Annotated in this window: 28 protein-coding genes; 14 read left to right on the top strand and 14 right to left on the bottom strand. The window is 69.7% G+C overall.

Annotated features, from left to right (window positions below):
• Positions 1-848, bottom strand: an 848-nt coding sequence (locus AB0A63_RS26325) for a methylmalonyl-CoA mutase family protein (RefSeq protein ID WP_360396059.1), incomplete at its 3' end; no start/stop codon positions are given.
• A 90-nt stretch (positions 849-938) separates the two neighbouring features.
• On the opposite strand from AB0A63_RS26325, the gene AB0A63_RS26320 reads away from it, so the two are divergent.
• The 3 genes from AB0A63_RS26320 to AB0A63_RS26310 are packed head-to-tail and all read left to right on the top strand — an operon-like array spanning position 939 to position 4,981.
• Positions 939-2,564, top strand: a complete 1,626-nt coding sequence (locus tag AB0A63_RS26320; protein WP_360396057.1) for a serine/threonine-protein kinase — start codon at positions 939-941, stop codon at positions 2,562-2,564.
• Between the two features lie 9 nt (positions 2,565-2,573).
• On the top strand, positions 2,574-3,365 hold the full coding sequence (locus AB0A63_RS26315; protein ID WP_360396055.1) for a purine-nucleoside phosphorylase: 792 nt from the start codon (positions 2,574-2,576) through the stop codon (positions 3,363-3,365).
• Positions 3,362-4,981 (top strand): phospho-sugar mutase, encoded by a 1,620-nt coding sequence (locus AB0A63_RS26310; protein WP_360396053.1) that lies wholly within the window; start codon positions 3,362-3,364, stop codon positions 4,979-4,981. Before AB0A63_RS26315 ends, AB0A63_RS26310 begins: the two co-directional genes overlap by 4 nt.
• A 9-nt stretch (positions 4,982-4,990) precedes the next feature.
• Here the strand turns inward: AB0A63_RS26310 and AB0A63_RS26305 are convergent, their stop codons facing one another.
• Positions 4,991-5,326 carry a hypothetical protein gene (locus AB0A63_RS26305; RefSeq protein ID WP_360396051.1) on the bottom strand — a complete coding sequence of 112 codons (336 nt, stop codon included), beginning with the start codon at positions 5,324-5,326 and terminating at the stop codon, positions 4,991-4,993.
• Positions 5,327-5,347: 21 nt separating this feature from the next.
• A complete protein-coding gene (locus AB0A63_RS26300; protein ID WP_360396049.1) occupies positions 5,348-5,971 on the bottom strand; it encodes a class I SAM-dependent methyltransferase in 624 nt (207 codons plus the stop codon).
• A gap of 20 nt (positions 5,972-5,991) precedes the next feature.
• Here AB0A63_RS26300 and AB0A63_RS26295 point away from each other — a divergent pair, with 20 nt between their 5' ends.
• The gene (locus AB0A63_RS26295) at positions 5,992-6,456 is read left to right on the top strand and encodes a hypothetical protein (RefSeq protein ID WP_360396047.1); all 465 of its coding nucleotides are present in this window, start codon (positions 5,992-5,994) and stop codon (positions 6,454-6,456) included.
• A gap of 640 nt (positions 6,457-7,096) precedes the next feature.
• Here AB0A63_RS26295 and AB0A63_RS26290 read toward each other — a convergent pair.
• Positions 7,097-8,194, bottom strand: coding sequence for a helix-turn-helix transcriptional regulator (locus tag AB0A63_RS26290; RefSeq protein WP_360396045.1), 1,098 nt, complete (start codon positions 8,192-8,194; stop codon positions 7,097-7,099).
• 150 nt (positions 8,195-8,344) lie between these two features.
• On the opposite strand from AB0A63_RS26290, the gene amcB reads away from it, so the two are divergent.
• Both amcB and amcA read left to right on the top strand, forming a co-directional pair.
• Positions 8,345-9,532 carry a cyclophane-forming radical SAM peptide maturase AmcB gene (gene amcB / locus AB0A63_RS26285; RefSeq protein ID WP_360396043.1) on the top strand — a complete coding sequence of 396 codons (1,188 nt, stop codon included), beginning with the start codon at positions 8,345-8,347 and terminating at the stop codon, positions 9,530-9,532.
• A complete protein-coding gene (gene amcA, locus AB0A63_RS26280) occupies positions 9,474-9,614 on the top strand; it encodes a multiple cyclophane-containing RiPP AmcA (RefSeq protein ID WP_360396041.1) in 141 nt (46 codons plus the stop codon). Before amcB ends, amcA begins: the two co-directional genes overlap by 59 nt.
• 1 nt (position 9,615) lies before the next feature.
• Here the strand turns inward: amcA and AB0A63_RS26275 are convergent, their stop codons facing one another.
• Entirely contained in the window at positions 9,616-10,275 is a 660-nt protein-coding gene (locus tag AB0A63_RS26275) for a pentapeptide repeat-containing protein (RefSeq protein ID WP_360396039.1), read from the bottom strand.
• A gap of 206 nt (positions 10,276-10,481) precedes the next feature.
• Here AB0A63_RS26275 and AB0A63_RS26270 point away from each other — a divergent pair, with 206 nt between their 5' ends.
• Entirely contained in the window at positions 10,482-10,931 is a 450-nt protein-coding gene (locus tag AB0A63_RS26270; RefSeq protein ID WP_360396037.1) for a flavodoxin family protein, read from the top strand.
• Positions 10,932-11,001: 70 nt separating this feature from the next.
• Here AB0A63_RS26270 and AB0A63_RS26265 read toward each other — a convergent pair whose 3' ends face one another.
• Genes AB0A63_RS26265 through AB0A63_RS26250 form a run of 4 tightly spaced genes read right to left on the bottom strand, consistent with a single transcriptional unit; the run spans position 11,002 to position 13,001 of the window.
• The gene (locus AB0A63_RS26265) at positions 11,002-11,916 is read right to left on the bottom strand and encodes an aldo/keto reductase (RefSeq protein ID WP_360396073.1); all 915 of its coding nucleotides are present in this window, start codon (positions 11,914-11,916) and stop codon (positions 11,002-11,004) included.
• 47 nt (positions 11,917-11,963) lie between these two features.
• Entirely contained in the window at positions 11,964-12,341 is a 378-nt protein-coding gene (locus tag AB0A63_RS26260; protein ID WP_360396035.1) for a MerR family transcriptional regulator, read from the bottom strand.
• A gap of 34 nt (positions 12,342-12,375) precedes the next feature.
• Positions 12,376-12,762, bottom strand: coding sequence for a Fic family protein (locus AB0A63_RS26255; protein ID WP_360396033.1), 387 nt, complete (start codon positions 12,760-12,762; stop codon positions 12,376-12,378).
• 32 nt (positions 12,763-12,794) lie between these two features.
• The gene (locus AB0A63_RS26250) at positions 12,795-13,001 is read right to left on the bottom strand and encodes a ribbon-helix-helix protein, CopG family (protein WP_053737502.1); all 207 of its coding nucleotides are present in this window, start codon (positions 12,999-13,001) and stop codon (positions 12,795-12,797) included.
• A 56-nt stretch (positions 13,002-13,057) separates the two neighbouring features.
• On the opposite strand from AB0A63_RS26250, the gene AB0A63_RS26245 reads away from it, so the two are divergent.
• Positions 13,058-13,657 (top strand): TetR/AcrR family transcriptional regulator, encoded by a 600-nt coding sequence (locus AB0A63_RS26245; protein ID WP_360396031.1) that lies wholly within the window; start codon positions 13,058-13,060, stop codon positions 13,655-13,657.
• 101 nt (positions 13,658-13,758) lie between these two features.
• Here the strand turns inward: AB0A63_RS26245 and AB0A63_RS26240 are convergent, their stop codons facing one another.
• Complete coding sequence (locus AB0A63_RS26240) at positions 13,759-15,057, bottom strand: glycoside hydrolase family 18 protein (protein ID WP_360396029.1); 1,299 nt, start codon at positions 15,055-15,057, stop codon at positions 13,759-13,761.
• A 95-nt stretch (positions 15,058-15,152) separates the two neighbouring features.
• Positions 15,153-15,776 carry a uracil phosphoribosyltransferase gene (gene upp, locus AB0A63_RS26235; protein WP_360396027.1) on the bottom strand — a complete coding sequence of 208 codons (624 nt, stop codon included), beginning with the start codon at positions 15,774-15,776 and terminating at the stop codon, positions 15,153-15,155.
• Positions 15,777-15,876: 100 nt separating this feature from the next.
• On the opposite strand from upp, the gene AB0A63_RS26230 reads away from it, so the two are divergent.
• From AB0A63_RS26230 to AB0A63_RS26205, 6 genes are all read left to right on the top strand, one after another.
• Positions 15,877-16,869 (top strand): Gfo/Idh/MocA family oxidoreductase, encoded by a 993-nt coding sequence (locus AB0A63_RS26230; RefSeq protein ID WP_360396025.1) that lies wholly within the window; start codon positions 15,877-15,879, stop codon positions 16,867-16,869.
• Between the two features lie 171 nt (positions 16,870-17,040).
• A complete protein-coding gene (locus tag AB0A63_RS26225) occupies positions 17,041-17,235 on the top strand; it encodes a hypothetical protein (RefSeq protein ID WP_360396023.1) in 195 nt (64 codons plus the stop codon).
• A gap of 19 nt (positions 17,236-17,254) precedes the next feature.
• Positions 17,255-17,899, top strand: a complete 645-nt coding sequence (locus tag AB0A63_RS26220; protein ID WP_360396021.1) for a DUF1707 domain-containing protein — start codon at positions 17,255-17,257, stop codon at positions 17,897-17,899.
• A gap of 101 nt (positions 17,900-18,000) precedes the next feature.
• Entirely contained in the window at positions 18,001-18,957 is a 957-nt protein-coding gene (gene deoC / locus AB0A63_RS26215; protein WP_360396019.1) for a deoxyribose-phosphate aldolase, read from the top strand.
• Between the two features lie 3 nt (positions 18,958-18,960).
• A complete protein-coding gene (locus tag AB0A63_RS26210) occupies positions 18,961-20,388 on the top strand; it encodes an aldehyde dehydrogenase family protein (protein WP_360396017.1) in 1,428 nt (475 codons plus the stop codon).
• Positions 20,381-21,244, top strand: coding sequence for an aldehyde dehydrogenase family protein (locus AB0A63_RS26205; RefSeq protein WP_360396016.1), 864 nt, complete (start codon positions 20,381-20,383; stop codon positions 21,242-21,244). The genes AB0A63_RS26210 and AB0A63_RS26205 overlap by 8 nt, the downstream gene beginning before the upstream one ends.
• 4 nt (positions 21,245-21,248) lie before the next feature.
• Here the strand turns inward: AB0A63_RS26205 and AB0A63_RS26200 are convergent, their stop codons facing one another.
• Genes AB0A63_RS26200 through AB0A63_RS26190 form a run of 3 tightly spaced genes read right to left on the bottom strand, consistent with a single transcriptional unit; the run spans position 21,249 to position 23,208 of the window.
• A complete protein-coding gene (locus AB0A63_RS26200) occupies positions 21,249-21,455 on the bottom strand; it encodes a hypothetical protein (protein WP_360396014.1) in 207 nt (68 codons plus the stop codon).
• On the bottom strand, positions 21,452-22,081 hold the full coding sequence (locus tag AB0A63_RS26195) for a response regulator transcription factor (protein ID WP_360396012.1): 630 nt from the start codon (positions 22,079-22,081) through the stop codon (positions 21,452-21,454). Before AB0A63_RS26195 ends, AB0A63_RS26200 begins: the two co-directional genes overlap by 4 nt.
• Complete coding sequence (locus AB0A63_RS26190) at positions 22,078-23,208, bottom strand: histidine kinase (RefSeq protein WP_360396010.1); 1,131 nt, start codon at positions 23,206-23,208, stop codon at positions 22,078-22,080. The genes AB0A63_RS26195 and AB0A63_RS26190 overlap by 4 nt, the downstream gene beginning before the upstream one ends.
• Positions 23,209-23,256 lie beyond the last annotated feature (48 nt).

Genomic DNA, 23,256 nt, shown 5'->3' with positions numbered 1-23,256 from the left:
GTGCGCAGCATGTTCACCCACGGATCACGGCGCGTCATCATCGCCGACGACGTCACCGCGTGCTGCACCTGCGGCACGTCCACGCCCGACACCTCAGCCACCCGCGCCCACAACCGGCGCGCCGCACGCAGCTTCGCGATCGTCGCGAACTGGTCCGCCGTGGCCGCGAAGCGGAACTCCAACTGCGCGAACGCCGACTCGACCGACAGACCACCGGAAACCAGAGCACGCAGGTAGGACACGGCCAAGGCCAGCGACGCACCCAGCTCCTCCGCGTCCGACCCGCCCGCGTCGTGGAACGGCAACGCGTCCACCACGACCGTCCGCAGACCGGGGAACCGCGACACGGCGTCCCGGATCACCGCCAAGGTGTCCGCCGACGGCACCAGAGCCAGGTTGCCGCGCACGTCGGCGGCCAGCAGCGGCGCCTGGTCGTAGATCCGCAGCATCGTCCGCGCCGCCTCGACGTCACCGTCGAGCACGACCGGTGCGAGGTCGAGGTAGACGCCGTCGAGCAGGCGCTCCAGCGAGGAGGCGGGCACGGCGAGCCACAGCGACGTGACGCCGCCTTCGAGGTCGTTCATCAGCGCGACCGGGTCGGGCACAACGTGGCGCTGGCGGACGTCCCAGCCCTGCTTGACCGGCGCGAGCGCGTAGGGGGTGCCGAGCGCGTCGTCCGCGGTGTAGAGCGGCTGGAGGGAGAAGCCGTCGTAGGTCTGGGTGACCAGGGAGTCGAAACTGGCGCCGGTCTTGCTCAGCACGGCGTCGACCAGGTCACGCCACTGTTCCCGCGACGCCGCGGGGAACTCGTTCGGGCGGAATTCGGCGGGCAAGGCCAACTCCATCATGCGTTGCAGTGTCACCGACCGGTACGCGCTCGGCTATGTGAGGTTCACCGCCGTTAACGATGCAGCAAGTGTCTCAGGAACAATGGACCGGTGGACGACCAGGAGCGCTTGATCGCGGCTAGGTACCGGCTGCTGCACCTGCTCGGCCAGGGTTCCATGGGCACGGTCTGGGCCGCCCACGACGAGGTGCTCGGGCGGCAGGTGGCCGTGAAGGGCATCCTGCACACGCCCGGCATGCCCGACGCCGAGGCCGCCCAGCTGCGCGAGCGCACGATGCGGGAGGCGCGCGCGGTCGCCGCGCTGTCGCACCCGAACCTGGTGACGCTCTACGACGTGGTCCAGCACGACGGCGACCCGTACGTGGTGATGGAGCTGGTGCCCTCGCGCAGCCTCGGCGAGGTGCTGAAGGAACAGGGCTGCCTCACCGAGAAGCAGGGCGCGGCGGTGCTGGACGCGGTCGCGGCGGCGCTGGAGTCCGCGCACCGGGTCGGGATCACGCACCGCGACGTCAAACCGGGCAACGTCCTGATCGCCGACGACGGGCGGGTGAAGCTGACGGACTTCGGCATCGCGCGCAACGTCGCCGAGGCCACCATGACCGCCCGCGGCATCACCCTCGGCACGCCCGCCTACATCGCGCCCGAGGTGGCGCAGGGCGGTGACGTGTCCGCGGCGGCCGACCGGTGGTCGCTGGGCGCCACGGTGTGGGCGGCGATGGCCGGTGAGCCGCCGTACGTGGGCCGCAACGTCATGCAGACGATCAACGCGGTCATCCACGGCGACGTGCCGGTGCCCGCGGGCGCCGGGCGGCTGGCGCCGGTGATCAGCGGGCTGATGCAGAAGGACCCGGACCAGCGGATGTCGCTGGTCGACGTGCGGCGCAAGGTGTACCCGCTGCTGCCGGAACCGGGCACGGACGCGTTCGAGGCGCGTGCGCCGCGCACGCCGCCGGTGATCGTGCGGCCGAAGCCGAGGATCGAGCCGGACGCACCGCTGGCCGCCGATCCGGGGCCGCTGCCGTTCCTGGTCACGCGGTCGACGGCGCCGGAACGCACGCCGGTGGGCAGGACGTTGGTGCTGGTCGCGGCGGTCCTGCTGTTCCTGGTGGGCTCAGGCGGCGGGTTCGCGCTGACGCGGCTCGTGGCCGGGGCGCCGCTGCTGCCGCCGGCCCAGCAGGGCGCGCCGACGCTGCCGACGCTGCCGGCCTCGCCGACGTTCGAGCAGCGCACCGAGGACGCGGTGACCGCGATCGGCGACCAGGGCGGCAAGTTCACCCTGAAGGTGGACAAGAGCTGGACGAAGTACGCGGAGCAGCGCGCGGCCGACCAGCGCGTGCCGGCCTCGGCGGTGGTGCACTTCGTGTCGCCGCCCGGCGCGTACGAGGTGGCGGTGCAGCGGTTCCCCGACTTCTACCCGAAGCGCCGGATCGCCGAGTACGTGGCGGCCGTGCAGGCGCGGTGGGCGACGCGGTTCTACGGCGGCGAGAAGGTGCCGACGCCCAACCTCGCAGGGCCGCGGTCGGAGGACGGCATCCAGTTCGTCTACCGGACCGTGGAGGGCGACGAGGCGACCGGGCTGCGGCGCTCGCACTTCTCCCGCGTGCTCCCCCACGGCACCGACCTGTGGGTGGTCGAGGTCACCGTCCCGACCGAACAGGAGGACGCGGCACGGGAGCGCCTCTTCGACGCGATCGCATCGACATTCGCCCCGGTTTAAGCTCTCGCGGTGACTCCAGAAGAGCTGGCCGGCAAGGCCGCGGAAGAGATCCAGGACCGCACCGGCGTGGCGAAGCACGACATCGCGATCGTGCTCGGATCCGGCTGGCGACCCGCCGCCGACGTGATCGGCGAGCCGGTCGCGGAGATCCCCGTCGGGGAGCTGACCGGGTTCGAGGCGCCGACCGCGCTCGGCCACGGCGGCACCATCCGGTCCGTCGAGGTGGGCGGCAAGAAGGTTCTCGTCGTCCTCGGCCGCACCCACGGCTACGAGGGCAAGGGCGTGCAGAAGGTCGTCCACGGCGTGCGCACCGTCGCCGCCGCGGGCGTGCGGACGGTCGTGCTGACCAACGCCGCCGGTGGCCTGCGCCAGGGCATGTCCGTCGGGCAGCCGGTGCTGATCTCCGACCACCTCAACCTGACCGCGCTGTCGCCGCTGGTCGGCGCGCGGTTCGTGGACCTCACGGACCTGTACTCGCCGCGGCTGCGCGAGGTCGCGAAGGAGATCGACCCGTCGCTGGAGGAGGGCGTGTACGCGGGGCTGCCCGGTCCGCACTTCGAGACGCCGGCCGAGATCCGCATGCTGCGCACCCTGGGTGCCGACCTGGTGGGCATGTCGACCGTGCACGAGGCGATCGCCGCGCGGGCAGAGGGCGTCGAGGTGTTCGGGTTGTCGCTGGTCACGAACCTCGCCGCGGGCATCACCGGTGAGCCGCTGAACCACCAGGAGGTGCTGGACGCCGGTGCCGCCGCGGCCGAGCGCATGGGCACGCTGCTGCGCGAGCTGGTGGACCGCGCATGAGCCTGACGCCGGCACTGCGCGACGCGACGTTCCGGTGGATCGCCGACGACCCCTCCGCGGCCACCCGTGAGGAGCTGCAGGGGGTGCTGGCGCGGGCGATGGGCGGTGACGCCGCGGCGCGCGAGGACCTCGCCGACCGCATGGCGGGGCCGTTGACGTTCGGCACGGCCGGGCTGCGCGGCCCGGTGCGGGCCGGTACGAACGGCATGAACGTGGCCACCGTGGTCCGCACGACGGCCGGTCTGGCCGCCTGGCTGAAGGGGTCCGGCGCGTCCGGCGCTGCGGGGCTCGTCTTCGTCGGCAGGGACGCGCGCCACGGGTCCGAGGAGTTCGCCGTCGCCGCCGCCGAGGTCATGGCGGCCGCGGGCTTCGACGTGCGGGTGCTGCCCGGCCCGCTGCCGACGCCGGTGCTCGCCTTCCTGGTGCGAGCGCACGGTGCGGTGGCGGGCATCCAGATCACCGCGTCGCACAACCCGCCCGCGGACAACGGCTACAAGCTGTACCTGGCCGGCGGTTCGCAGATCGTGCCGCCGTCGGACGCGGAGATCGAGCGGGCGATCGAGGCCGTGCCCGCCGCGGTGTCGGTGCCGCGCGCCTCGACGTACTCGGTCGTGCCGGACGCGGACGTCGACGCCTACCTGGACCGGGTCGCGTCGCTGCCCAGCGGCACCGCGCGGACGTTGAAGATCGCGTTGACGCCGATGCACGGCGTCGGCGGCCAGTTCGCCGTGGAAGCGTTGCGGCGCGCGGGTTTCACCGACGTGCACGTGGTGCGGTCGCAGGCCGTGCCGGACCCGGACTTCCCGACGGTGGTGTTCCCGAACCCCGAGGAACCCGGTGCCGCGGACGAGCTGCTCGCGCTCGCGGACTCGGTGGACGCCGACCTCGCCATCGCGCTGGACCCGGACGCCGACCGCTGTGCGCTGGGCGTGCGGGACGGGTCGGCGTGGCGGATGCTGCGCGGCGACGAGACGGGCGTGCTGCTCGGCTCGCTCGTGCTGTCCACTGTGGAGAGCGCGGACCCGTTGGTGGCCACGACGATCGTGTCGTCGTCGCTGCTGAAGTCGATCGCCGAGGCGCACGGCGCGCGGTACGCGGAGACGTTGACGGGCTTCAAGTGGCTCGCGCGTGCCGGTGACGGCCTGGTGTTCGCCTACGAGGAGGCGCTGGGCAACTGCGTCGACCCGGAGTTCGTGGCGGACAAGGACGGCATCTCGGCCGCGGTCGTCGCCGCGGACCTGGCGGCGGGCCTGAAGGCGGCCGGGCGGACGTTGCTCGACGCGCTGGACCAGCTCGCGCTGGACCACGGCCTGCACCTGACCGACCAGGTGTCGTTGCGCTACACCGACCTGTCGCTGATCGGCGCGACGATGACCCGGCTGCGCGCCGAGCCGCCGGCGGACTTCACGTCCGAGGACCTGCTGCCCGGCGCGGACGTGCTGCGGTGGACGGCCCCCGGCGTGCGGGTGATCGTGCGGCCGTCCGGCACCGAACCGAAGCTCAAGGCGTACCTGGAGGTCGTCGAGCCGGTCACGGACGGACTGGAGTCCGCCCGTGCGGCGGCGCGGACGCGGTTGGCTGAGCTGCGGGAACGGGTGACAGCGCTGGTCAGCTAGCTCCCGGCGTCAGCCGGCGAGAGCGATCAGCAGGCACAGCACCGCGAGGGCGAAACCCCCGCCGGCCACCCAGTAGGCCCTCCTGGTCGGCGGGGCGACCGCGGTGCGGCGTCCCTCCGTCACGGCCGCGACCGCGATCCGGCCGAAGATGTAGGCAACCGAGCAGAGCCCCACGCCGAGTCCGAGCAACATCGTGTTGACGTCCCACGGGCTGTGGTCGAACCCCGGCCACAGCGACGCGAAGAGGGGCCCGATCCCGATCATCCCGATGCCGATCGCGAGGCCGAAACCCCAGGTGATGCGACGCTGTCGAGGACTCGTGGTCAATAGGGCGGTGGTCTTCATGGTCCCTCCTGTGTACACCTTCTAGGACGTCTTCCCGGCCGCGGGGTTGCATTGCAACACCAGGAACGCCTGCGGTCCTGCCTCGTCCACACCCCTCTGACGCACGAGCCTGGCCACTTCGTTGAACCCGGCCGCGGTGGCGTTGCGCACGGTCTCGTCGACGTCGTGCCAGTAGACGTCCAAGTCCACGTCGTGGCCGTACGCGTGGTCGAGGTGCCGTTTCTCGTCACCCGCTTTGAACGCGTGCAACAGGTATCCGCCGGGCTTGAGCACGCGGTGGAACTCCCGCCACGGCACGTCCTGCGCCGGCATGTGCACCGTGGAGTACCAGACGACCGCGCCGCCGAGGCTCTCGTCCGCCAGGTCGAGCGCCGTGATGTCGCCCTGCCGGAAGTCGAGGTGCGGGTGGTGCTGCCTGGCCTGGGCGAGCATGCCGTCGGAGAGGTCGACGCCGAACACGTCCAGGCCCAGCTCGTGCAGGTGCTGGGTGATGCGGCCGGTGCCGCAGCCGAGGTCACCGACCGGTCCCGCGGCCAACTCGGCGAAGGCGCGCGTGATCGCGGCGTCGAACGGGCGGCCGCCGTGGGCGTCGGGGAGGAGCCGGGCGTAGCTGGCCGCAACAATGTCGTAGCTGGCACGGGTCATGGTCATCTATCTTGCCGCGCATGGAGTACACCCGGCGTGACCTGGCCCTGGCCTACCTCGAGGCGTATCCGGTGCCGGAGCACCACGAGGTGGACCCCGAGTCGCTGTACGCCCGCATGAAGACCTACCACCGGCAACTGCTGCGCGGCCTGAAGCAGCTCTTCGGCTTCGACCTGAACGACGACCAGCTGCTGAAGTTCTTCTTCCGCAGCGTGGCGTACTCCTACCGCGGCAACCGCCACCCGCTCTCCGGCGTGTTGGAGGGCGGCCTGCTGGTCAAGCGGTTCGAAGGCACGGACGTCATGGACAGGTGCGTCGAGCTGGCCACCCTGCACGAGCGGACGCAGGAACGGCTCGTCGACCTCACGGTGGAGATCCTCGCACTGGCCAAGCCGGACGACGGAACGGTCGTGACGACCGAGCAGCTCCAGGCCATCGGCGTGGACACCGCGGAGCCGACCGACCCCGACGGCGACTGGCTATAGCTTTGACCGCCATGAGGCTGCTGATCGTCCACCACACGCCCTCCCCGCGAACCTGGGCTACATGAGCGGTGCCGGCGCGACGGAACAGGATTCACTGTTCGCCCTGGTCACGGCGTCGCAGGAGCTTCCTGGCAAGAGACCGGGATCGAGTCGTCCGCAGTGCCTCGGCGGCGACCTTGAGGTCCTTCGCGCCTCCGCGCTCGTAAACCCAACGGAGAAAGCGCAGCTCGATCCAATGCCTGACAAGCCGAGAGACGGCTGGTACCGCCGTCACACCTGCCGCAGCCCACCACACCGACATGACGACTCCACAACGAAGAAGCCCACCAGTGAGCACAGCGGGTCGTTGTGATGCCGTACGCAGTTCGTCACTCACCAAGAGCGTGTGAGGACAACGCTGCCCTCTGCTCACGTCGGGTGGTAAGTCCGAGAAGGCTCGCGTCGCTCCAGTTGATCCTGGCACTCTTCGCACGGGTGACTCTATTGATCGAGCCGCCCGATGTCAGTGCTCACCACAGTTGCGGATCTACGATTCACCCGTCAGCGTGAACACATACCGCGGCTGTTGATCACCCACCACACGCCGCCGTCGAACATGCAGGCGATGTTCAAGGCCGTCGTCTCCGGCGCGCCGCACAACTCATGCCCTGAGCAAGCTGTCCAGGAGGTTGAACCGGTCGTCGGTCCGCGCGGACGGCATCCGCGAAGCGAACTCCCGCGCTCGGCTCAGCGTGTCCCTCGCAGCGTCCAGAGCACCAACCCGCGCGTACGACTCCGCGAGCCACGAGAGGTAGAGCGCGACTTCCCGCGAGTGCTCTTCCGGGTAAGCGGCGACGGCGGCTGACAGCAGCGGTTCAGCTTTGCCGGGATTGCCCAGCTCGATCATGCAACGCCCGGCCATCACATCGATTTCGGCTCTGTTGAGCCAATAGACCCACTCAGGCTCTTCGACGCCGGGTGACCTCTGCTCGTACGCGTCGTCCACGGCATCGAGCACGCGGCGGGTTCCCTCGTGGTCTTTCGTCTTGGCGCTCGCCCACGCCACCCGCTCCAACAGCAGCGTCCGAACCACGGGCGTGGCATCGCGGGCACCCTTCACCGCGGACCGCGCCAGCAACAGCGCGTCATGCGGGTCGGCCACGTTCGCGATCTGGTAGCTCAGCGAGGAAAAAAGTTGCGCGGCAAGGGAATCGTTGCCCGCCTCCGAAGCCGCGGACACTCCACCGAGGTAAAGCCGCTGAGCCTCCGCGTACCTGCCCGCGTCCGACGCGACCCACCCGCCGAGCTGGGCGAGCTCACCCGTCGCGGTCAACAGCCGTCGTCCCGTGACTTCGGAGTAGGAACCGTCACGCACCAACGACTCCGTCTCGGACAGCTCTTGCCGCACAGCGGGCAACAGGTCCGTACTTCCAACCACGTCGTCCAGGTGCCGCAGCTCGACCACACGAGCTTCTACGGCGTCCGCGAGGGAGCCGCCGACCCTGCGGCCGGAACGGCTCTGCACGGCGATCGGGGAATCCGAGACAAGCCACTCGTGCGCGCGGCGCATCGGATCGCTGCCCAGCGGAACGCCAAGAGCCTGTTCGTACGCGGTGACGACGTCCGGGAGCGGCCGGCGCTTGCCGTTCTCGATCAGGCTCAGGTACGGCTTGCTGTAGTGGGTGAGCTGAGACATCCGGGACAGGCTGAGCCCGGCCGCCTCGCGCGCTGCCCTGAGGGCGTCACTCAGCTCCGACACGCCCGCTCCCGGTCCGCGTTGTCAACTCTTGTAAACGCGTTGATCAGCATAAACATCGTTTGACCCCGGTAGGAACAGAGGCAACCGGATCTACCGGAGAGGTTCATGAGCCGGTCGGCGCTCGGACCACGTCACGAACGAGGGGGAATCGTGGACCAGCAGCTCTTCCTTCGCCCGACCTCGGTCATCATGCAGCCGGAGACGCTGTGCAAACTCGACTGCACCTATTGCTACCTGCCGTTCCGGCACGAGCGGAACACCATGAAGCTCGCCGTGGCACGGGCCGTAGCCGCGTCAGTGCGTCCGTGGGCGGCATACGGAACGGTCGAGGTGTGCTGGCACGGCGGAGAGCCGCTGGCCACCGGCCGAGCCCATCTCGGCCGGCTGATGGACGCGTTCGCGGATGTCGACGTGAAACACGTGGTCCAGACGAACGCGACGCTGATCGACGACGCCTGGTGCGAGTTCTTCGCGGAGCGGGACGTGCACGTGGGCGTCAGCATCGATGGCGCGCCCGCCGACAACGCGAGCCGCGTGGATCGGCGGCGGATGCCCACGCAGGCGAAGGCGTTGCGCGGTGTAGAACTTCTGCGCGCTCATGGTCACGAGGTTCACGCCATCGCGGTGGTGTCCGATCCAACGCCCGTGCGCGCTCGCAGGCTTTACGCCTTCGCCGTCGAGTGCGGGATCACGCACCTGGGCGTCAACATCGAAGAGCAGGAAGGCGTCAACGTCTCCACCAACGCTCATCGCCAAGACGTCGTAACTGACTTCTGGACGACGCTCACGGCGAGTTGGCGCGAGAATCCCGCTGTCCGCGTCCGAGAGCTTGAGCGGGCTCTCAGCTATGCAGGTGCGGTGCTCAGGCGTGACAGCGCCACGCACCGCGATGAGACGCTGTTCGATCCTCTGCCGACTGTTGGCCACGACGGATCGGTAACCCTGATCTCGCCTGAACTCGCGGGATTCGAGTCGAACCGGGGCACCTTCTCCAGCGGAAACGTACTGCAGAACACCCTGACCGAGATCATCGAACAATCGACGTCCGAAGACTCCTGGGTATCTGAGTTCTCACGGGGAGTCAAGGCTTGCCGGCTCACATGCCCGTACTTCGACTTCTGCGGAGGCGGACATCCCGCCAACCGCTACTTCGAGCATGGACGCATGGATGGAACCACGACCAACTACTGCCGGAACAGCAAGATTTCACTACTGGAGGGAGTATTACGCCTTGACCGATCAACAGCTGCTGGAGGCCAGGATTCTGGAGTGTCGAACGATGCTCCTGGACCTGCTGACCAGGACCGGTCAGCTACCTACGCGGATCAGCGCTTTTGACAACGACCCCACGTGGGACAACGTGACCGGAGGCGGCGGATTCGACAATCGGCCCACGTGGGACAACTGGGACAAGAAGTAGGTCAGCCCGCAACCGTCAGGCCGGCTTCCTTGGCGAACTGAGCACCGAGGAAACCGGCCTGAACGGCTTCGATCTTCGCACCCCGCAGGGTCAACAGACCGCTGATGTCGCCAAGCCGGGAGGTCGTGAGGTCACAGCCACTCGCGCGGGTGGCCTCGAATTCAACCTGAGGCATCTCACATTCATCGAAAACCACGTTGGAGAGGTCTCCGACGAAAACCGCTTCACGGAATGAGCATCGACGGAAGACGACGGCGTTCTTGACCTGATCGATCTTGATGGTCGCGTAGTCGAACCGGCAGTCCTCCGCATAGATGTCCGAAGCCTGCCTCAGCGAAAGTCGAAGCCCGATCCCCTGACAGCGGAGGAAGTCCACCCTCCGCGCGGTCACATCGGCGAGGACGGCGTTCGCCAGGTTCACCTCTTCGAACCTGACGTCGGAAAGCACGAGCGGAGCCAGATGCGATTCCGACAGGTCCACGTCGGAGACGAGCGCACCAGCAACAGACCCCTCACCGGTTACGCCCGACTGGTCACCTTGCCGGACGCTGACTGCCTCAAGTTCGAAGTCACCGCGGAACGCGGCTACTTCACCGACGAGGTCTTCTTCCTCGATCGACGGCCGCTGAATCGTCTTGCCCGCGACTTTCAGGAACTCCATACGGACACGGTAGCGCACTCAACGAAGTTGGACACAAATGCACTCCGTTGCGAAGAATGTTGCGCAGACGACCAAGCTGCACATTCCGAATCCATAGATCAGCGGAACAGATTTTCGGGCACGGGCTCATTCGGGCAAGGCCGCGCAGCGCGGCGGTGACCTCGCCCATGCACCGCTTGACCACGGCACTGGCTATAACTGGGGTCATGAGGCTGCTGATCGTCCACCACACGCCCTCGCCCGCCCTGCAGGCGATGTTCGAGGCGGTCGTCTCCGGCGCCACCACCCCCGAGGTGGAGGGCGTCGAAGTGGTGCGGAAGGCCGCGTTGTCCACAACCGCTGTGGATGTCCTGGAAGCGGACGCCTACCTGCTGGGCACGCCCGCGAACCTGGGCTACATGAGCGGTGCGCTGAAGCACTTCTTCGACACCGTGTACTACCCGTGCCTGGACTCCACGCGCGGTCGCCCGTTCGGGCTTTATGTGCACGGCAACAACGACACGACCGGTGCGGTCAGGAGCGTGGAGACCGCCACGACCGGCCTGGACTGGGTGAAGGCGGCCCAGCACGTGGTCGTCACGGGCGAGCCGGGCAAGGCCGACCTGGAGGCGTGCTGGGAGCTCGGGGCCACCGTCGCGGCTCAGTTGTCCACATGACCCCAGAGTTGTCCACAGCCACTTGTCCCCACCCTGTGGACAACCCTGGGGATGGATTCGAACAGGTGTTCTAACGGCCGATCGAGCTCATGTCCGGGTACCGGTCGCCGGCCACCGCGGACGCCGGAACTGCGGCCTCGATCGCGGCCAGGTCGGCCTCGGACAGCTCCAGGGCGGCCGCCGCGACGTTCTCCTCCAGGTACTTCAGCCGCTTGGTGCCGGGGATCGGCACGACGTCGGACCCGCGGTGCTGCACCCACGCCAGCGCGAGCTGGCCCGCGGTGACGCCGCGTTCGTCGGCCAGGGCGCGCAGGTCGGCGACCATCTTCAGGTTCGCGTCGAGGTTCGCGCCGGAGAACCGCGGGTTCGCGGCGCGGAAGTCGCCCTCGGCGAAGTCGGCGGAGGAGGAGAACCGGCCGGTCAGCACGCCGCGGCCGAGCGGCGAGTACGGCACCAGGCCGATGCCGAGCTCGCGTGCGGTGGGCACGATCTCCGCCTCGATGTCGCGCGACCACAGCGACCACTCGCTCTGCAGCGCCGTGATCGGGTGGACGGCGTGGGCGCGGCGCAGCGTCTCGGCGCCGGCCTCGGACAGGCCCAGGTGGCGGACCTTGCCCTCGGCCACCAGCTCCCCCATCGCCCCGACGGTCTCCTCGATGGGCGTGTCCGCGGGCACGCGGTGCAGGTAGTAGAGGTCGATCACGTCGACCCCGAGCCGCTTCAGCGACCCCTCGACCGCCTGCCGCACGTAGGCGCGGTCGCCCCGCACGCCGCGGCGGTCGCCGTCGCGGACGATGCCGAACTTCGTGGCCAGCACCACCGAGTCCCTGCGGCCGGCGATCGCGCGGCCGACCAGTTCCTCGTTGGTGTGCGGGCCGTACATGTCGGCCGTGTCGATCAGCGTCACGCCGAGCTCCAGGGCCCGGTGGATGACCGCGATCGACTCGGTGTCGTCGCCGGCACCGTAGAACTCCGACATCCCCATGCAGCCGAGCCCCTGCGGCCCGACCTCCAGTGAACCGAGCTGACGGGTCACGCCGTCGCCTCCAAATCGCTCTCGACCACGGCGTAGTGGTCGATCTTGTAGTCCAGCACCTCGAGGCACGACTGCAGCTCCGCGATGCGGGCGCGGACGTCGGTGCGGTGTTCCACGAGGATCTGCTTGCGCCGGCCCGCCGTGTGCTCGCCGCGGTGCCTGAGCTGCGCGAACTCGCGCATCATGCGGATCGGCATGCCGGTGGTGCGCAGGCGGGTCACGAAGGCCAGCCAGCCGAGGTCTTCCTCCGAGTAGACGCGGCGGCCACCCGAGTCGCGGGCGGGCGGGTCGACGAGCCCGATTCGTTCGTAGTAGCGCAGGGTGTCGATGGACAACCCGCTGCGCTGCGCGGCCTGGGCTATCGAGTAACTCACGAAATCGACGCTAAGACCTGGAGTGCGCTCTAGGTCAAGCGGAATCCTTGGGCAGCCCCCACGCCTGGAGGTGGCCCGCCATCTCGGCCACGTCGATCTTGTCCCGGCCGAGGGCGCGGACGAGGTCGAGCGCGTCGTCCTCGTCGGCGTCGATCCAGTAGCCGTTGATGTCGCACATCGTGACGGCGGCGACCCAGCCGAGCCGCCAGTTGCCCTCGACGAGAGGGCGGGTGCGGACGATCGAGTCGAGGAGTGCGGACGACTTCAGCCACAGCGTGTCGTACGCCTCCACGCCGAGCACGGTCGCTCGGGGGCGGTACGCCGCCGTGTCCAGCAGCCCGATGTCCCTCACGACGAGGTCACCACCGGTCACAGCCGTGGCCAGCACCAAGAGGTCCCCGGCGTCGAGGTAGGAGATCACAGCACCCAGTTGATCACAGACGTCCGACAGTTTCAGGAAGATCCGAGCCTATCCAAAAGACCTCGGTACTTGGGCAGCACCCTCCCGAGGACCTCGCCCAGCTTCTCCTCCTGCTGCATGCGCTGGTAACGATCCGCGATCGCCAACCGCACGACCTCCTGCTTGGAGCGCCCCTCGGCCGCCGCGAGCTCCGCGAGCCGCAGGTTCTCCTCCTCGGTCAACCGCAAGGTCATCGCCATTCCCGGCACGGTACCAATGTGATACCACTCAGGCCAGGGGCCATTAGGATTGCGTGATGCCCAGGCCCAAGACCCACGACGACGCACTGCGCCGGCGTCTGCTCGAGCGGGCGGGCGAGCTGCTCAGCACCAGGGGACCCGACGCGGTGAGCCTGCGCAGGATCGCCACCGACGTCAACACCTCCACCACCGCCGTCTATTCCCTCTTCGGCGGGAAGCCGGCGTTGCTGGAAGCGCTCCACGACGAGGCGTTCAGCCGGTTCGGGGCGAACCTGGCCGCGGTGCCGACCACCGACGACCCGGCGGAGGACCTGCTGCAGATCGGTCTCGCCTACCGGCGCGGCGCGCTCGCGGACCCGCGGTTCTACTCGGTGCTGTACTCCAAGGTCGTCGAGCCGACGAAGGAGATGAGCCGCGCGGCCGGCCGGACGTTCGCGCCGGTGCGCAACGCGGTGCGGCGGGCGATCGAGCTGGGCGTCTACCGGGACGAGGACCCCGAGCAGATCGCGATGTCGATGTGGGGCATCGCGCACGGGCTGGTGAGCCTGGAGCTCAACGGGAACCTGCCGCGCGGAGTGGACGCCGCCGCCACGTACGAGCTGGCGTTGCGCGCGCACGGGCGCGGCTGGCTGGCGGAGACCCCGTCGCGGAAGTGATCCCGTCGCGGAAATGACGGAATCCGGGGAGGCGGCCGCCGCGAAACCTCCCCGGACCCGCTGAACTGTCCCAACGGGACAGTTCGCCTGTGGTGCGGCGTCTACCTGAGGGCGCCGTCCAGCGCCTTGATCAGCTCGCCGTTCGCGGTGTCACCGTCGAGCGACCAGATCATCGCGCCGCCGAGGCGGCGGTCGTTGATGAAGCGGGCCTTGCGCTTCATCTCGGTCGCGTCGTCGTAGGTCCACCACGTCTTGCCGTCGTAGATCCACGCGAAGCCCGCGCGCTCGTCGCGGTGGACCTTGTAGGTGTTGCCGGGTTCGGAGAGCTTCGCCTTGATGCGGTGGAAGTCCTCGTAGCCGTTCTCGTACTTGGCGGGCGCGGGCACACCGGTGCCGAACAGGCCGTTGCGGGTGCCGGGTGCGACGCCGTCCCAGCCGCGGCCGTAGAACGGCACGCCGAGCACGGCCTTGGAGCGCGGGGCACCGCGCGAGAGCCACGCGTTCACCGTCACCTCGGAGCTGAACTCGAACTCCGACGGGTCGCCCTTGGGCACGCGCAGCGCGGACTGCTGGTTCGCCGCCGCGTCCCACGCACCGTGGTAGTCGTAGCCCTGCAAGGTGCCGAAGGTGAGGTAGCAGAACACCTTCGCGACCTCGAAGCCCCGGTCGACCTGCCTGGGGTCGGCCGGCAGGAACGCGGTGAGGTCGCGGTTCCAGCCCATCTGCTCGCGGTACTCGGCAAGCAGCTTGGTGAAGTTCTGCTTGTCCTCGGGGCGCACGACGTTCGGCGGCGTCGGGTTGCCCTCGCTCGCCGGCCACTCCCAGTCGAGGTCGACGCCGTCGAAGATGCCCTTCGCGGCGCCCGCCGGCAGCCCCGGCAGGTTGCCCTTGATCCACATGTCGGTGCACGACTTGACGTGCGCGGCGCGCGACTCGGGGGTCAGCGCGGCGTTGGAGAAGTACCGCGACCCCGTCCAGCCGCCCAGGGAGATGTTCACCCTCAACCCGGGGTACTCGGCCTTGAGCTGCTTGAGCTGGTTCAGGTTGCCCATGAGCACCTGACCGGCCTCGTCGGCCTTGCCGCTCACCGACTGCTCGGCGGTGTGGGGCATCTGCCAGTCCGCCCACGGGTCGGCGCTGACGCACTTGCCCGACTCGTCGAGGAACCCGAACGCGTAGTTCAGGTGCGTGAGCCGGGCCGCGGCCCCGCTGTCCACGAGGTTCTTGACCCGGAAGTTCCGGTCGTACACGCCCCACTGGATGAAGTACCCGACCGTGCGGGTCTTCGAGTACCCGTGGTGCCCGTTGGTCTCGACGTCGGCGTTCGCGGGCGCGGAAGCCAGCGACGCGGACAGGGCGCCGACCGCGAGTGCGGCGACACCCCATCTCCGTCTGGACATGTGACTCCTCAGTCAGATCGCGGCAGCGGCGATGCGGTCCACAGCACGATAGGCCTGAGGTCTAGACCATTGCTACGTCCGATCGGAGGTATGTCCTAAACCGCCCCGTACAGACGGTCACCGGCGTCGCCCAGGCCGGGCACGATGAAGCCGGAGTCGTTCAGCCGCTCGTCCACCGACGCCGTGACGAGGCGCACCGGCAGGTTCGAGTCCTCCAGGTGGTTGATGCCCTCGGGAGCCGCGAGCACGCACACCGCCGTCACGTCCGTCGCGCCGCGCTGGGTCAGCAGCCGGATCGTGTAGGCCATCGAGCCACCGGTCGCGAGCATCGGGTCGAGCACGAGCACCGGCCGCCCGGCGAGGTCCTCCGGCAGCGACTCCATGTACGGCGTCGGCTGCAACGTCTCCTCGTCGCGCGCGAGCCCCACGAACCCCATCTGCGCGTCGGGGATCAGCTTGTGCGCCTGGTCGGCCATGCCCAGCCCGGCCCGCAGGACCGGCACGAGCAGCGGCGGGTTCGCGAGCCTGAAGCCGGTGGTCCGCGCGACCGGCGTGTGCGTGCGGTCCTCCTTCAGCGGCGCCTCCCGCATCGCTTCGTAGACCAGCATGACGGTCAGTTCGTGCAACGCCGCGCGGAACGCCGCGTTGTCCGTGCGCGCGTCGCGCATGGTGGTGAGTCTCGCCTTGGCGAGCGGGTGATCGACGACGAGGACGTCCATGCCCGACACCGTAACCGCTGGGCGAACCCGGCAAGGTGTCCAGAGTGGACCAGGCCGCCGTCGTGAACACCGTTAACTCGGCGGGTGTAGGGTCAGCCGCGTGACGGACCACGTGCGCATCGGAGTGCTGGGCGCGGCCAGGATCGCGCCGACCGCTGTCATCCGCCCCGCCCGCTCCTCGACCGCCGCCGAGGTGGTCGCCGTGGCGGCCCGTTCCACCGACCGCGCGCAGGCGTTCGCCGACCGGCACGGCATCGCCCGCGTGCACGGTTCCTACGAGGCCCTGCTCGCCGACCCGGCCGTGGACGCCGTCTACAACCCGCTGCCCAACGGCCTGCACGGCCGCTGGACCCTGGCCGCCCTCGAAGCCGGCAAGCACGTGCTGTGCGAGAAGCCCTTCACGGCCAACGCCGCCGAAGCCGCCACCGTCGCGGCCGCCGCCGAGGCCTCCGGCCTGGTGGTGATGGAGGCCTTCCACTACCGCTACCACCCGCTGGCCCAGCGCGCCGCCGAGATCGTGCGGTCCGGTGCACTGGGCCCGCTGCGCCACGTCGAGGCCTCCGTCTGCTTCCCGCTGCCGGTGTTCTCCGACATCCGCTACGACTACGCGCTCGCGGGCGGCGCGATGATGGACGCCGGCTGCTACGCAGTGCACATGGCCCGCCTGCTCGGCGGCGAGGAGCCCGCGGTCCGCTCCGCCCACGCCCTGCTGCGCGCCCCGGCGATCGACCGGGCGATGCGCGCGACCCTGCGCTTCCCCTCCGGCCACACGGGTTCCGTGCACGCCTCGCTGTGGTCGGCCACCGTCTTCAAGCTGTCGATGAGGGCCGTCGGCGAGGACGGCGTGCTGACCGTGCTCAACCCGCTCGGCCCGCAGCTCGCCCACCGCTTGTCGTTGCGGCTCAAGGACAGGCGCTCGGTGGAGACGTTCGGCCGCCGCTCCACCTACGCCCACCAGCTCGACGCGTTCACCGACGCGGTCCTGCACGGCAAGCCGTTCCCGACGACGGCGGACGACGCGGTGCGGAACATGGCGGTGATCGACGCGGTCTACCGGGCCGCCGGTCTGCCGGTGCGCCGGCCGAGCGCCTGAGCTCCCGCCCCGCCCACCTCGTCCGCCCGCCCACCTCGCCCGCCCCGTCGAGGAGAGCGACCGGCGGACCACCTGATCAGGGTCCTGCCCCACCCGTTCCGGGAGTCAAGAACCCGCTCCGCACCTCCGAAGTTCTTGGAGTCCAGACAAGACGCGGAGGTGTGAACGGTGATGATCGAGCAGAAGCCCGTCCGGCAGCGGTGTGAGTCGCCGCTGCTCATCCTGGTCGTGTCGGTCACCCTCGGGGTGCTCATCGGCGCGTTGCCGCGGCTGTGGCTGCACGAGCCGGCCCTCGCGTGCGGTCTCGCGCTGCTCCTGGTCGCGGCTTTCGCGATCACGGTCAAGTACGCACCGAACCGCAAGTGAGGGTTCTAGACTCGATCGGGTGAGCGACGAGCTGGTACCGGCTGACCAGAGTCACCTGCGCGCCTCGGACGCGGACCGGGAACGGATCGCGCAGGTGCTGCACGAGGCGACCGCTGAGGGGCGCCTCGACATCCACGAGCTGGACGAGCGGCTGACCGCCGTCTACGCCGCCAAGACCTACGGTGAGCTCGCTCCCATCACCGCCGACCTGGTGCTCAACGGGCTGCCGCAGCCCGCGGTGGGACCGCAGCACCACTCCGCTGTCGACCACCGCGTCGGCGGTGAGCCCGGCAGTGCCGTGTCGGTGGCGTTCTGGTCCGGCGTCAACCGCAAGGGCGACTGGGTGGTGCCGCGGCTGCACAACGCCGTGGCCGTCATGGGTGGCGTCGAGCTCGACCTGACCCACGCGCGGTTCGCCGAGCAGGAGGTCACGATCAGCGTCTTCGCGTTCTGGGGCGGGGTCGAGGTGCGCGTGCCCGACGACATCAACGTGAAGGTCGACGGGTTCGGGCTCCTGGGCGGGTTCGAGGACAAGGCGCCGAGCCGCCGGTACATCCCCGGCGCGCCGACCGTGCGGGTCACCGGGCTCGCGATCATGGGCGGGGTCGAGGTCAAGGGGCCCAAGAAGAAGAAGTCCAAGATCTTGCGCGAGCTCCTGGACTGACATCGGCCCCGACAGCGGGCCCGAGGCTGCCGCAAACGGCGCTGACCTGCGCGAACCCGCTCACTTAGGACGGGCGTCCCATTCCGCCTAGACTCCGGACCATGGCTGCTCCTACGACACTGCCGTCGGCCCTGGCGGACGCCGTGCGCGATGAATCGTCGCTGCGGCGCTTCCTGCACGGCCTTCCCGGCGTCGACCAGGTCGGCGTCGAGCAACGAGCCGCGGGCCTCGGCACGCGGAGCATCAAGAAGGCCAGCAAGCTGCACGCCATCGACCTGGCGATCAGCATGGTGGACCTGACCACGCTCGAAGGCGCCGACACCCCCGGCAAGGTCCGCTCGCTCGCCGCGAAGGCCCGCAGGCCCGACCCGGAGCGGCCGGACGTGCCGCAGGTCGCCGCCGTCTGCGTGTACCCGGACATGGTGAAGACGGCCGTGGACGGCCTGCAGGGCAGCGGGATCGGCGTCGCCAGCGTCGCGACGGCGTTCCCGAGCGGCCGCAGCACGATCGACGTCAAGCTCGCCGACACCCGGTTCGCCGTCGAGCAGGGCGCCGCCGAGGTCGACATGGTGATCGACCGCGGCGCGTTCCTCTCCGGCCGCTACGGGCTGGTGTTCGAGGAGATCGTCAAGGTCAAGGAGGCCTGCGGGGACGCGCACCTCAAGGTCATCCTGGAGACCGGTGAGCTGGTGACCTACGACAACGTCCGCCGCGCCTCGTGGCTCGCGTTGCTCGCCGGCGGCGACTTCATCAAGACCTCGACCGGCAAGGTGCAGCCCGCGGCGACGCTGCCGGTCACGCACGTGATGCTGCAGGCGGTGCGGGACTGGAAGACCCAGACCGGCGAGCTGCGCGGGGTCAAGCCCGCCGGTGGCATCCGCACGACCAAGGACGCGATCAAGTACCTGGTGGCCGTGAACGAGGTGGCCGGGCCCGAGTGGCTCGACCCGCACCTCTTCCGGTTCGGCGCGTCGACGTTGCTGAACGACCTGCTCATGCAGCGGCGGACCCAGTTGGACGGCCACTACAGCGGCCCGGACTACGTGACGGTGGACTGACACATGTGGGAATACGCCCCCGCGCCCGAGTCGCGGGCCATCGCGAACCTCAAGCCGAACTACCGGATGTTCGTCGACGGCGAGTTCGTCGAGGGCTCCGGCGAACCGCTCAAGAGCATCAACCCCGGCACCGAGGAGGTGCTGGCCGAGGTCTCCACCGCGTCGAAGTCCGATGTGGACACCGCGGTGACGGCCGCACGCCGCGCCTACGACCGCGTGTGGTCGAAGATGCCCGGTGCCGAGCGCGCCAAGTACATCTACCGGATCGCGCGCCAGATCCAGGAACGCGGCCGTGAGCTCGCGGTGCTGGAGTCGCTGGACAACGGCAAGCCGATCAGGGAGTCGCGCGACGTCGACGTCCCCACGGCCGCCGCGCACTTCTTCTACCACGCGGGCTGGGCGGACAAGCTCTCGTACGCGGGCTACGGCCCCGACCCGCGCCCGCTGGGCGTGGCCGGTCAGGTCATCCCGTGGAACTTCCCGCTGCTGATGGCCGCGTGGAAGATCGCCCCGGCCCTGGCCTGCGGCAACACCGTGGTGCTGAAGCCCGCCGAGACCACCCCGCTGACCGCGCTGGTGCTCGCCGAGATCATCCAGCAGTGCGAGCTGCCGCCGGGCGTCGTCAACATCCTCCCCGGTGCCGGTGACGTGGGCGCGACCCTCGTCGAGCACCCGGACGTGAACAAGGTCGCCTTCACCGGCTCGACCGAGGTCGGCAAGATCATCCAGGGCAACCTGGCCGGCACGGCGAAGAAGCTCACCCTGGAGCTCGGCGGCAAGGCGGCGAACATCGTGTTCGACGACGCCCCGCTCGACCAGGCCGTCGAGGGCATCGTCAACGGCATCTTCTTCAACCAGGGCCACGTCTGCTGCGCCGGTTCCCGCCTGCTCGTGCAGGAGTCCGTCGCCGACGAGCTGTTGGAGAAGCTGCACGCCCGCGTGTCCACGCTGCGCGTCGGCGACCCGCTCGACAAGAACACCGACGTCGGCGCCATCAACTCCCGCGAGCAGCTCACCAAGATCCAGGAGCTGACCGAGTCGGGCGAGGCCGAGGGCGCGGTCCGCTGGACCTCCTCGTGCCCGTTGCCGGACAAGGGCTTCTACTTCGCCCCGACGGTGTTCTCCAACGTCTCGCAGGCGATGCGCATCGCCCGTGAGGAGATCTTCGGCCCGGTGCTGTCGGTCCTGACCTTCCGCACCCCGGAAGAGGCCGTGGCCAAGGCCAACAACACCCCGTACGGCCTGTCGGCCGGCGTGTGGACCGAGAAGGGCTCGCGCATCCTCTGGATGGCGTCGAAGATGCGCGCCGGCGTGGTGTGGTCCAACACGTTCAACCGCTTCGACCCCACCGCCCCGTTCGGCGGCTACCAGGAGTCGGGCTTCGGCCGCGAGGGCGGCCGCACCGGTCTGGAGGCCTACCTCGATGTCTGATCGCATCTCGGTCGCGAAGACCTACAAGCTCTACATCGGCGGCGCCTTCCCGCGTTCCGAGTCGGGCCGCTCCTACCCGGTGACCGACACCAAGGGCGCCTTCCTCGCCAACGCCGCCCACGGCTCCCGCAAGGACGCCCGCGACGCCGTGACCGCGGCCCGCAAGGCGTTCGGCCCCTGGTCCGGCGCCACGGCCTACAACCGCGGCCAGGTCCTGTACCGGGTGGCCGAGGTCCTGGAGGGCCGCCGCGAGCAGTTCACCACCGAGGTCGCCGTCTCCGAGGGCGTCGCGGTGAAGAAGGCCCAGTCCCTCGTGGACACCGCCATCGACCGCTGGGTCTGGTACGCGGGCTGGACGGACAAGATCGCCGCGGTCCTGGGCTCCTCGAACCCGGTCGCCGGCCCGTACTTCTCGTTCAGCACCCCGGAACCGACCGGCGTGGTGGCCGTACTGGCCCCCCAGCAGTCGTCCCTGCTGGGCCTGGTCTCGGTCATCGCCCCGGTGATCGCCTCCGGCAACACCTGCGTCGTCATCACCTCGCAGGACCGCCCGCTCCCGGCGATCACGCTGTCCGAGGTGATGGCCACCAGCGACCTGCCCGGCGGCGTCGTCAACATCATCACCGGCCACGCGGCGGAGATCGCCCCGTGGCTCGCCTCGCACGCGGACGTGAACGCCCTGGACCTGACCGGCGCCCCCGAGTCGCTGCGCGCGGACCTGGAACGGTCGGCCGCGGGAACGGTGAAGCGGGTCCTGCGCATCCGGCCCGACGAGGACTTCACCCGCGAGCCGGACCTGTCCCGGTTGCGGGCGTACCTGGAGACGAAGACGGTCTGGCACCCGATGGGGGTGTGAGACCTCAGCCGGCGGCGTAGGTCTTGCCCTGCGCCGCCAGCTCCTCGCCGAGGATGCGGACCGCCTTCGGGCCGACGCCGTGGATGCTCAGCAGGGTCTTCGCGGAGACCTCGGTGAGGGAGTCGAACGTGGTGTAGCCGTGGGCGGCCAGCTCACGGGTGGCGACTTTGCCGATGGCACGCGGGAACTCGGTCTCAGGCTGTTCGGTCACGAGTTCACCAGCCCCGCCCGCCAGGCCCACGAAGCGATCCCCACCCGGTTCTTCACGTTCAACTTCGTCTGCACCGACGCCAGGTGCGTCTTCACCGTCGACAACGACAGGTACAACGCCCCGGCGATCTCCTGGTTCGACAGCCCGCGGGCGACCTCCCGCACCACGTCCTGCTCCCGAGCCGTGAGCAGCCCGAGGTCCGGCCGCGACGCGGGCCGCGCGAAGTGCTCCAGCATCCGCACGGTCACCTGCGGCGAGATCAGCGCGTTCCCGGCGGCTGCCGCCCGCACGGCCTCCACCAGCAGCGCGGGCCCGGCGTCCTTGGTCAAGAATCCCGAAGCGCCGTTCTCCAGAGCCGTGTGCACGTACTCGTCCAGGTCGAAGGTCGTCACCACGACGACCTTGGTCGAGGTCACGGACAGCTTCTTGGTGACCTCCAGCCCGTCGAGACCGGGCATGCGGATGTCCAGCAGCGCCACGTCCGGCTGGAGTTCCCTGGCGGCGGTCACCGCGGTCACGCCGTCGGGCACGTCGGCGACGACGGTGATGTCGGGCTGCTTCTCCAGGATCATCCGAAACCCGACGCGGACCATCTCCTGGTCGTCGGCGATGAGGACCGAGATCACTTGGTTCCTTCCAGTGGCAGTTCCGCGAGCACCTGCCAGCCGTTCTCGCGCGGGCCGGCGGAGAACAGGCCGCCGAGCAGGTCGACGCGTTCACGCATGCCCACCAGACCGTACCCACCCTGGTTCAGCTCGCCGGGGCGGCCGTCGTCGGCGACCACCACGCGCAGTGCTCCCGCGGGGGTGCGGGAGATGTCGACGTCGACCGCGGTCGGGGACTCGGCGTGCTTGTGCACGTTCGTCAGGGACTCCTGGACCAGGCGCAGCACCGAGCGGCCCAGCTCCGGGGGCACGACCTCGGGCAGGTCCATGCGCAGGCGGGTGGTGAAGCCGAGCTCGCGGGTGCGTTCGACGGTGGCGATCACGTCGGCGGCGAGGTCGGTGGTGGCCACGTCGTTCTCGCCCTGGCGCAGGGTGCCGACCAGGCGGCGCATCGCGCCGAGGGCCTCCGTGCCGCTGCGGACGATGCCGGGCAGCAGGCGGTGGGCGGCGCGCGGGTCGTCGTCGGAGACCTCCAGCGCCGCCTGGGCCTGGATGAGCATGCCGGTGACGTGGTGGGCGACGACGTCGTGCAGCTCGCGGGCCAGGACGATGCGCTCCTCCTTCTGCGCGTCGGTGACGGCGGCGGCGATCAGGCGGCCGCTCTCGGAGTCGCGGGCGCGGAAGTACAGGCCGGTGCCGACGGCGAGGAAGCCGAGGACGAGGGAGCCGAGGACCTCGTTGTAGTTGTAGGACGCGAGCCAGTTGTCGCGGATGATCGCGGCGAACACGCTCACGGCCATCAGCGAGCCGACCGACCAGGTGGCGGAGCGGCGGGGTTCCTCGCGCACGACCACGGCGGTGAGCACCAGGCAGGCGGCGGTCTCGGCCACGGTGAGCGGGCTGAGGACCGTCGGCAGGTTCACGTCGAACAGCCGGACCACGAACGACGCCACGAAGATCGACGCCACGGTCACCGGGATGGTGAAGGCGCGGGACCTGAACGACGCCACCGCCGCGATGCAGGGCGGCACGCTGAGCAGCCACACCAGGGCCTGCGAGCTCGTCGGCCCCGACATGAAGATGAGCTCGGCGAGCATCAGCAGCGCGAGCCCGGCGGCGATCGGCCATTGGCCCCGATGACTGTCCACGGGAGACAACGGTAGGACCACCGAACCGTTCCGGCCTCGGTCATCCGG

Origin of the sequence: Lentzea sp. NPDC042327 (assembly GCF_040647275.1) — a bacterium.
In the GTDB taxonomy this organism is placed as follows: Bacteria; Actinomycetota; Actinomycetes; order Mycobacteriales; family Pseudonocardiaceae; genus Lentzea.
The sequence above is the reverse complement of the archived record's forward strand: the minus strand, read 5'-3'. Positions and strand labels throughout refer to the sequence as shown.

Excerpts from the sequence above, each read along its gene's own strand:
- AB0A63_RS26310 (WP_360396053.1), top strand. The coding sequence starts at position 3,362 with ATGAGCCTGACGCCGGCACTGCGCGACGCGACGTTCCGGTGGATCGCC.
- AB0A63_RS26305 (WP_360396051.1), bottom strand. The coding sequence starts at position 5,326 with ATGAAGACCACCGCCCTATTGACCACGAGTCCTCGACAGCGTCGCATC.
- AB0A63_RS26300 (WP_360396049.1), bottom strand. The coding sequence starts at position 5,971 with ATGACCCGTGCCAGCTACGACATTGTTGCGGCCAGCTACGCCCGGCTC.
- AB0A63_RS26295 (WP_360396047.1), top strand. The coding sequence starts at position 5,992 with ATGGAGTACACCCGGCGTGACCTGGCCCTGGCCTACCTCGAGGCGTAT.
- amcA (WP_360396041.1), top strand. The coding sequence starts at position 9,474 with ATGCTCCTGGACCTGCTGACCAGGACCGGTCAGCTACCTACGCGGATC.
- AB0A63_RS26275 (WP_360396039.1), bottom strand. The coding sequence starts at position 10,275 with ATGGAGTTCCTGAAAGTCGCGGGCAAGACGATTCAGCGGCCGTCGATC.
- AB0A63_RS26270 (WP_360396037.1), top strand. The coding sequence starts at position 10,482 with ATGAGGCTGCTGATCGTCCACCACACGCCCTCGCCCGCCCTGCAGGCG.
- AB0A63_RS26265 (WP_360396073.1), bottom strand. The coding sequence starts at position 11,916 with ATGGGGATGTCGGAGTTCTACGGTGCCGGCGACGACACCGAGTCGATC.
- AB0A63_RS26250 (WP_053737502.1), bottom strand. The coding sequence starts at position 13,001 with ATGGCGATGACCTTGCGGTTGACCGAGGAGGAGAACCTGCGGCTCGCG.
- AB0A63_RS26245 (WP_360396031.1), top strand. The coding sequence starts at position 13,058 with ATGCCCAGGCCCAAGACCCACGACGACGCACTGCGCCGGCGTCTGCTC.
- AB0A63_RS26240 (WP_360396029.1), bottom strand. The coding sequence starts at position 15,057 with ATGTCCAGACGGAGATGGGGTGTCGCCGCACTCGCGGTCGGCGCCCTG.
- upp (WP_360396027.1), bottom strand. The coding sequence starts at position 15,776 with ATGGACGTCCTCGTCGTCGATCACCCGCTCGCCAAGGCGAGACTCACC.
- AB0A63_RS26225 (WP_360396023.1), top strand. The coding sequence starts at position 17,041 with ATGATCGAGCAGAAGCCCGTCCGGCAGCGGTGTGAGTCGCCGCTGCTC.
- deoC (WP_360396019.1), top strand. The coding sequence starts at position 18,001 with ATGGCTGCTCCTACGACACTGCCGTCGGCCCTGGCGGACGCCGTGCGC.
- AB0A63_RS26210 (WP_360396017.1), top strand. The coding sequence starts at position 18,961 with ATGTGGGAATACGCCCCCGCGCCCGAGTCGCGGGCCATCGCGAACCTC.
- AB0A63_RS26205 (WP_360396016.1), top strand. The coding sequence starts at position 20,381 with ATGTCTGATCGCATCTCGGTCGCGAAGACCTACAAGCTCTACATCGGC.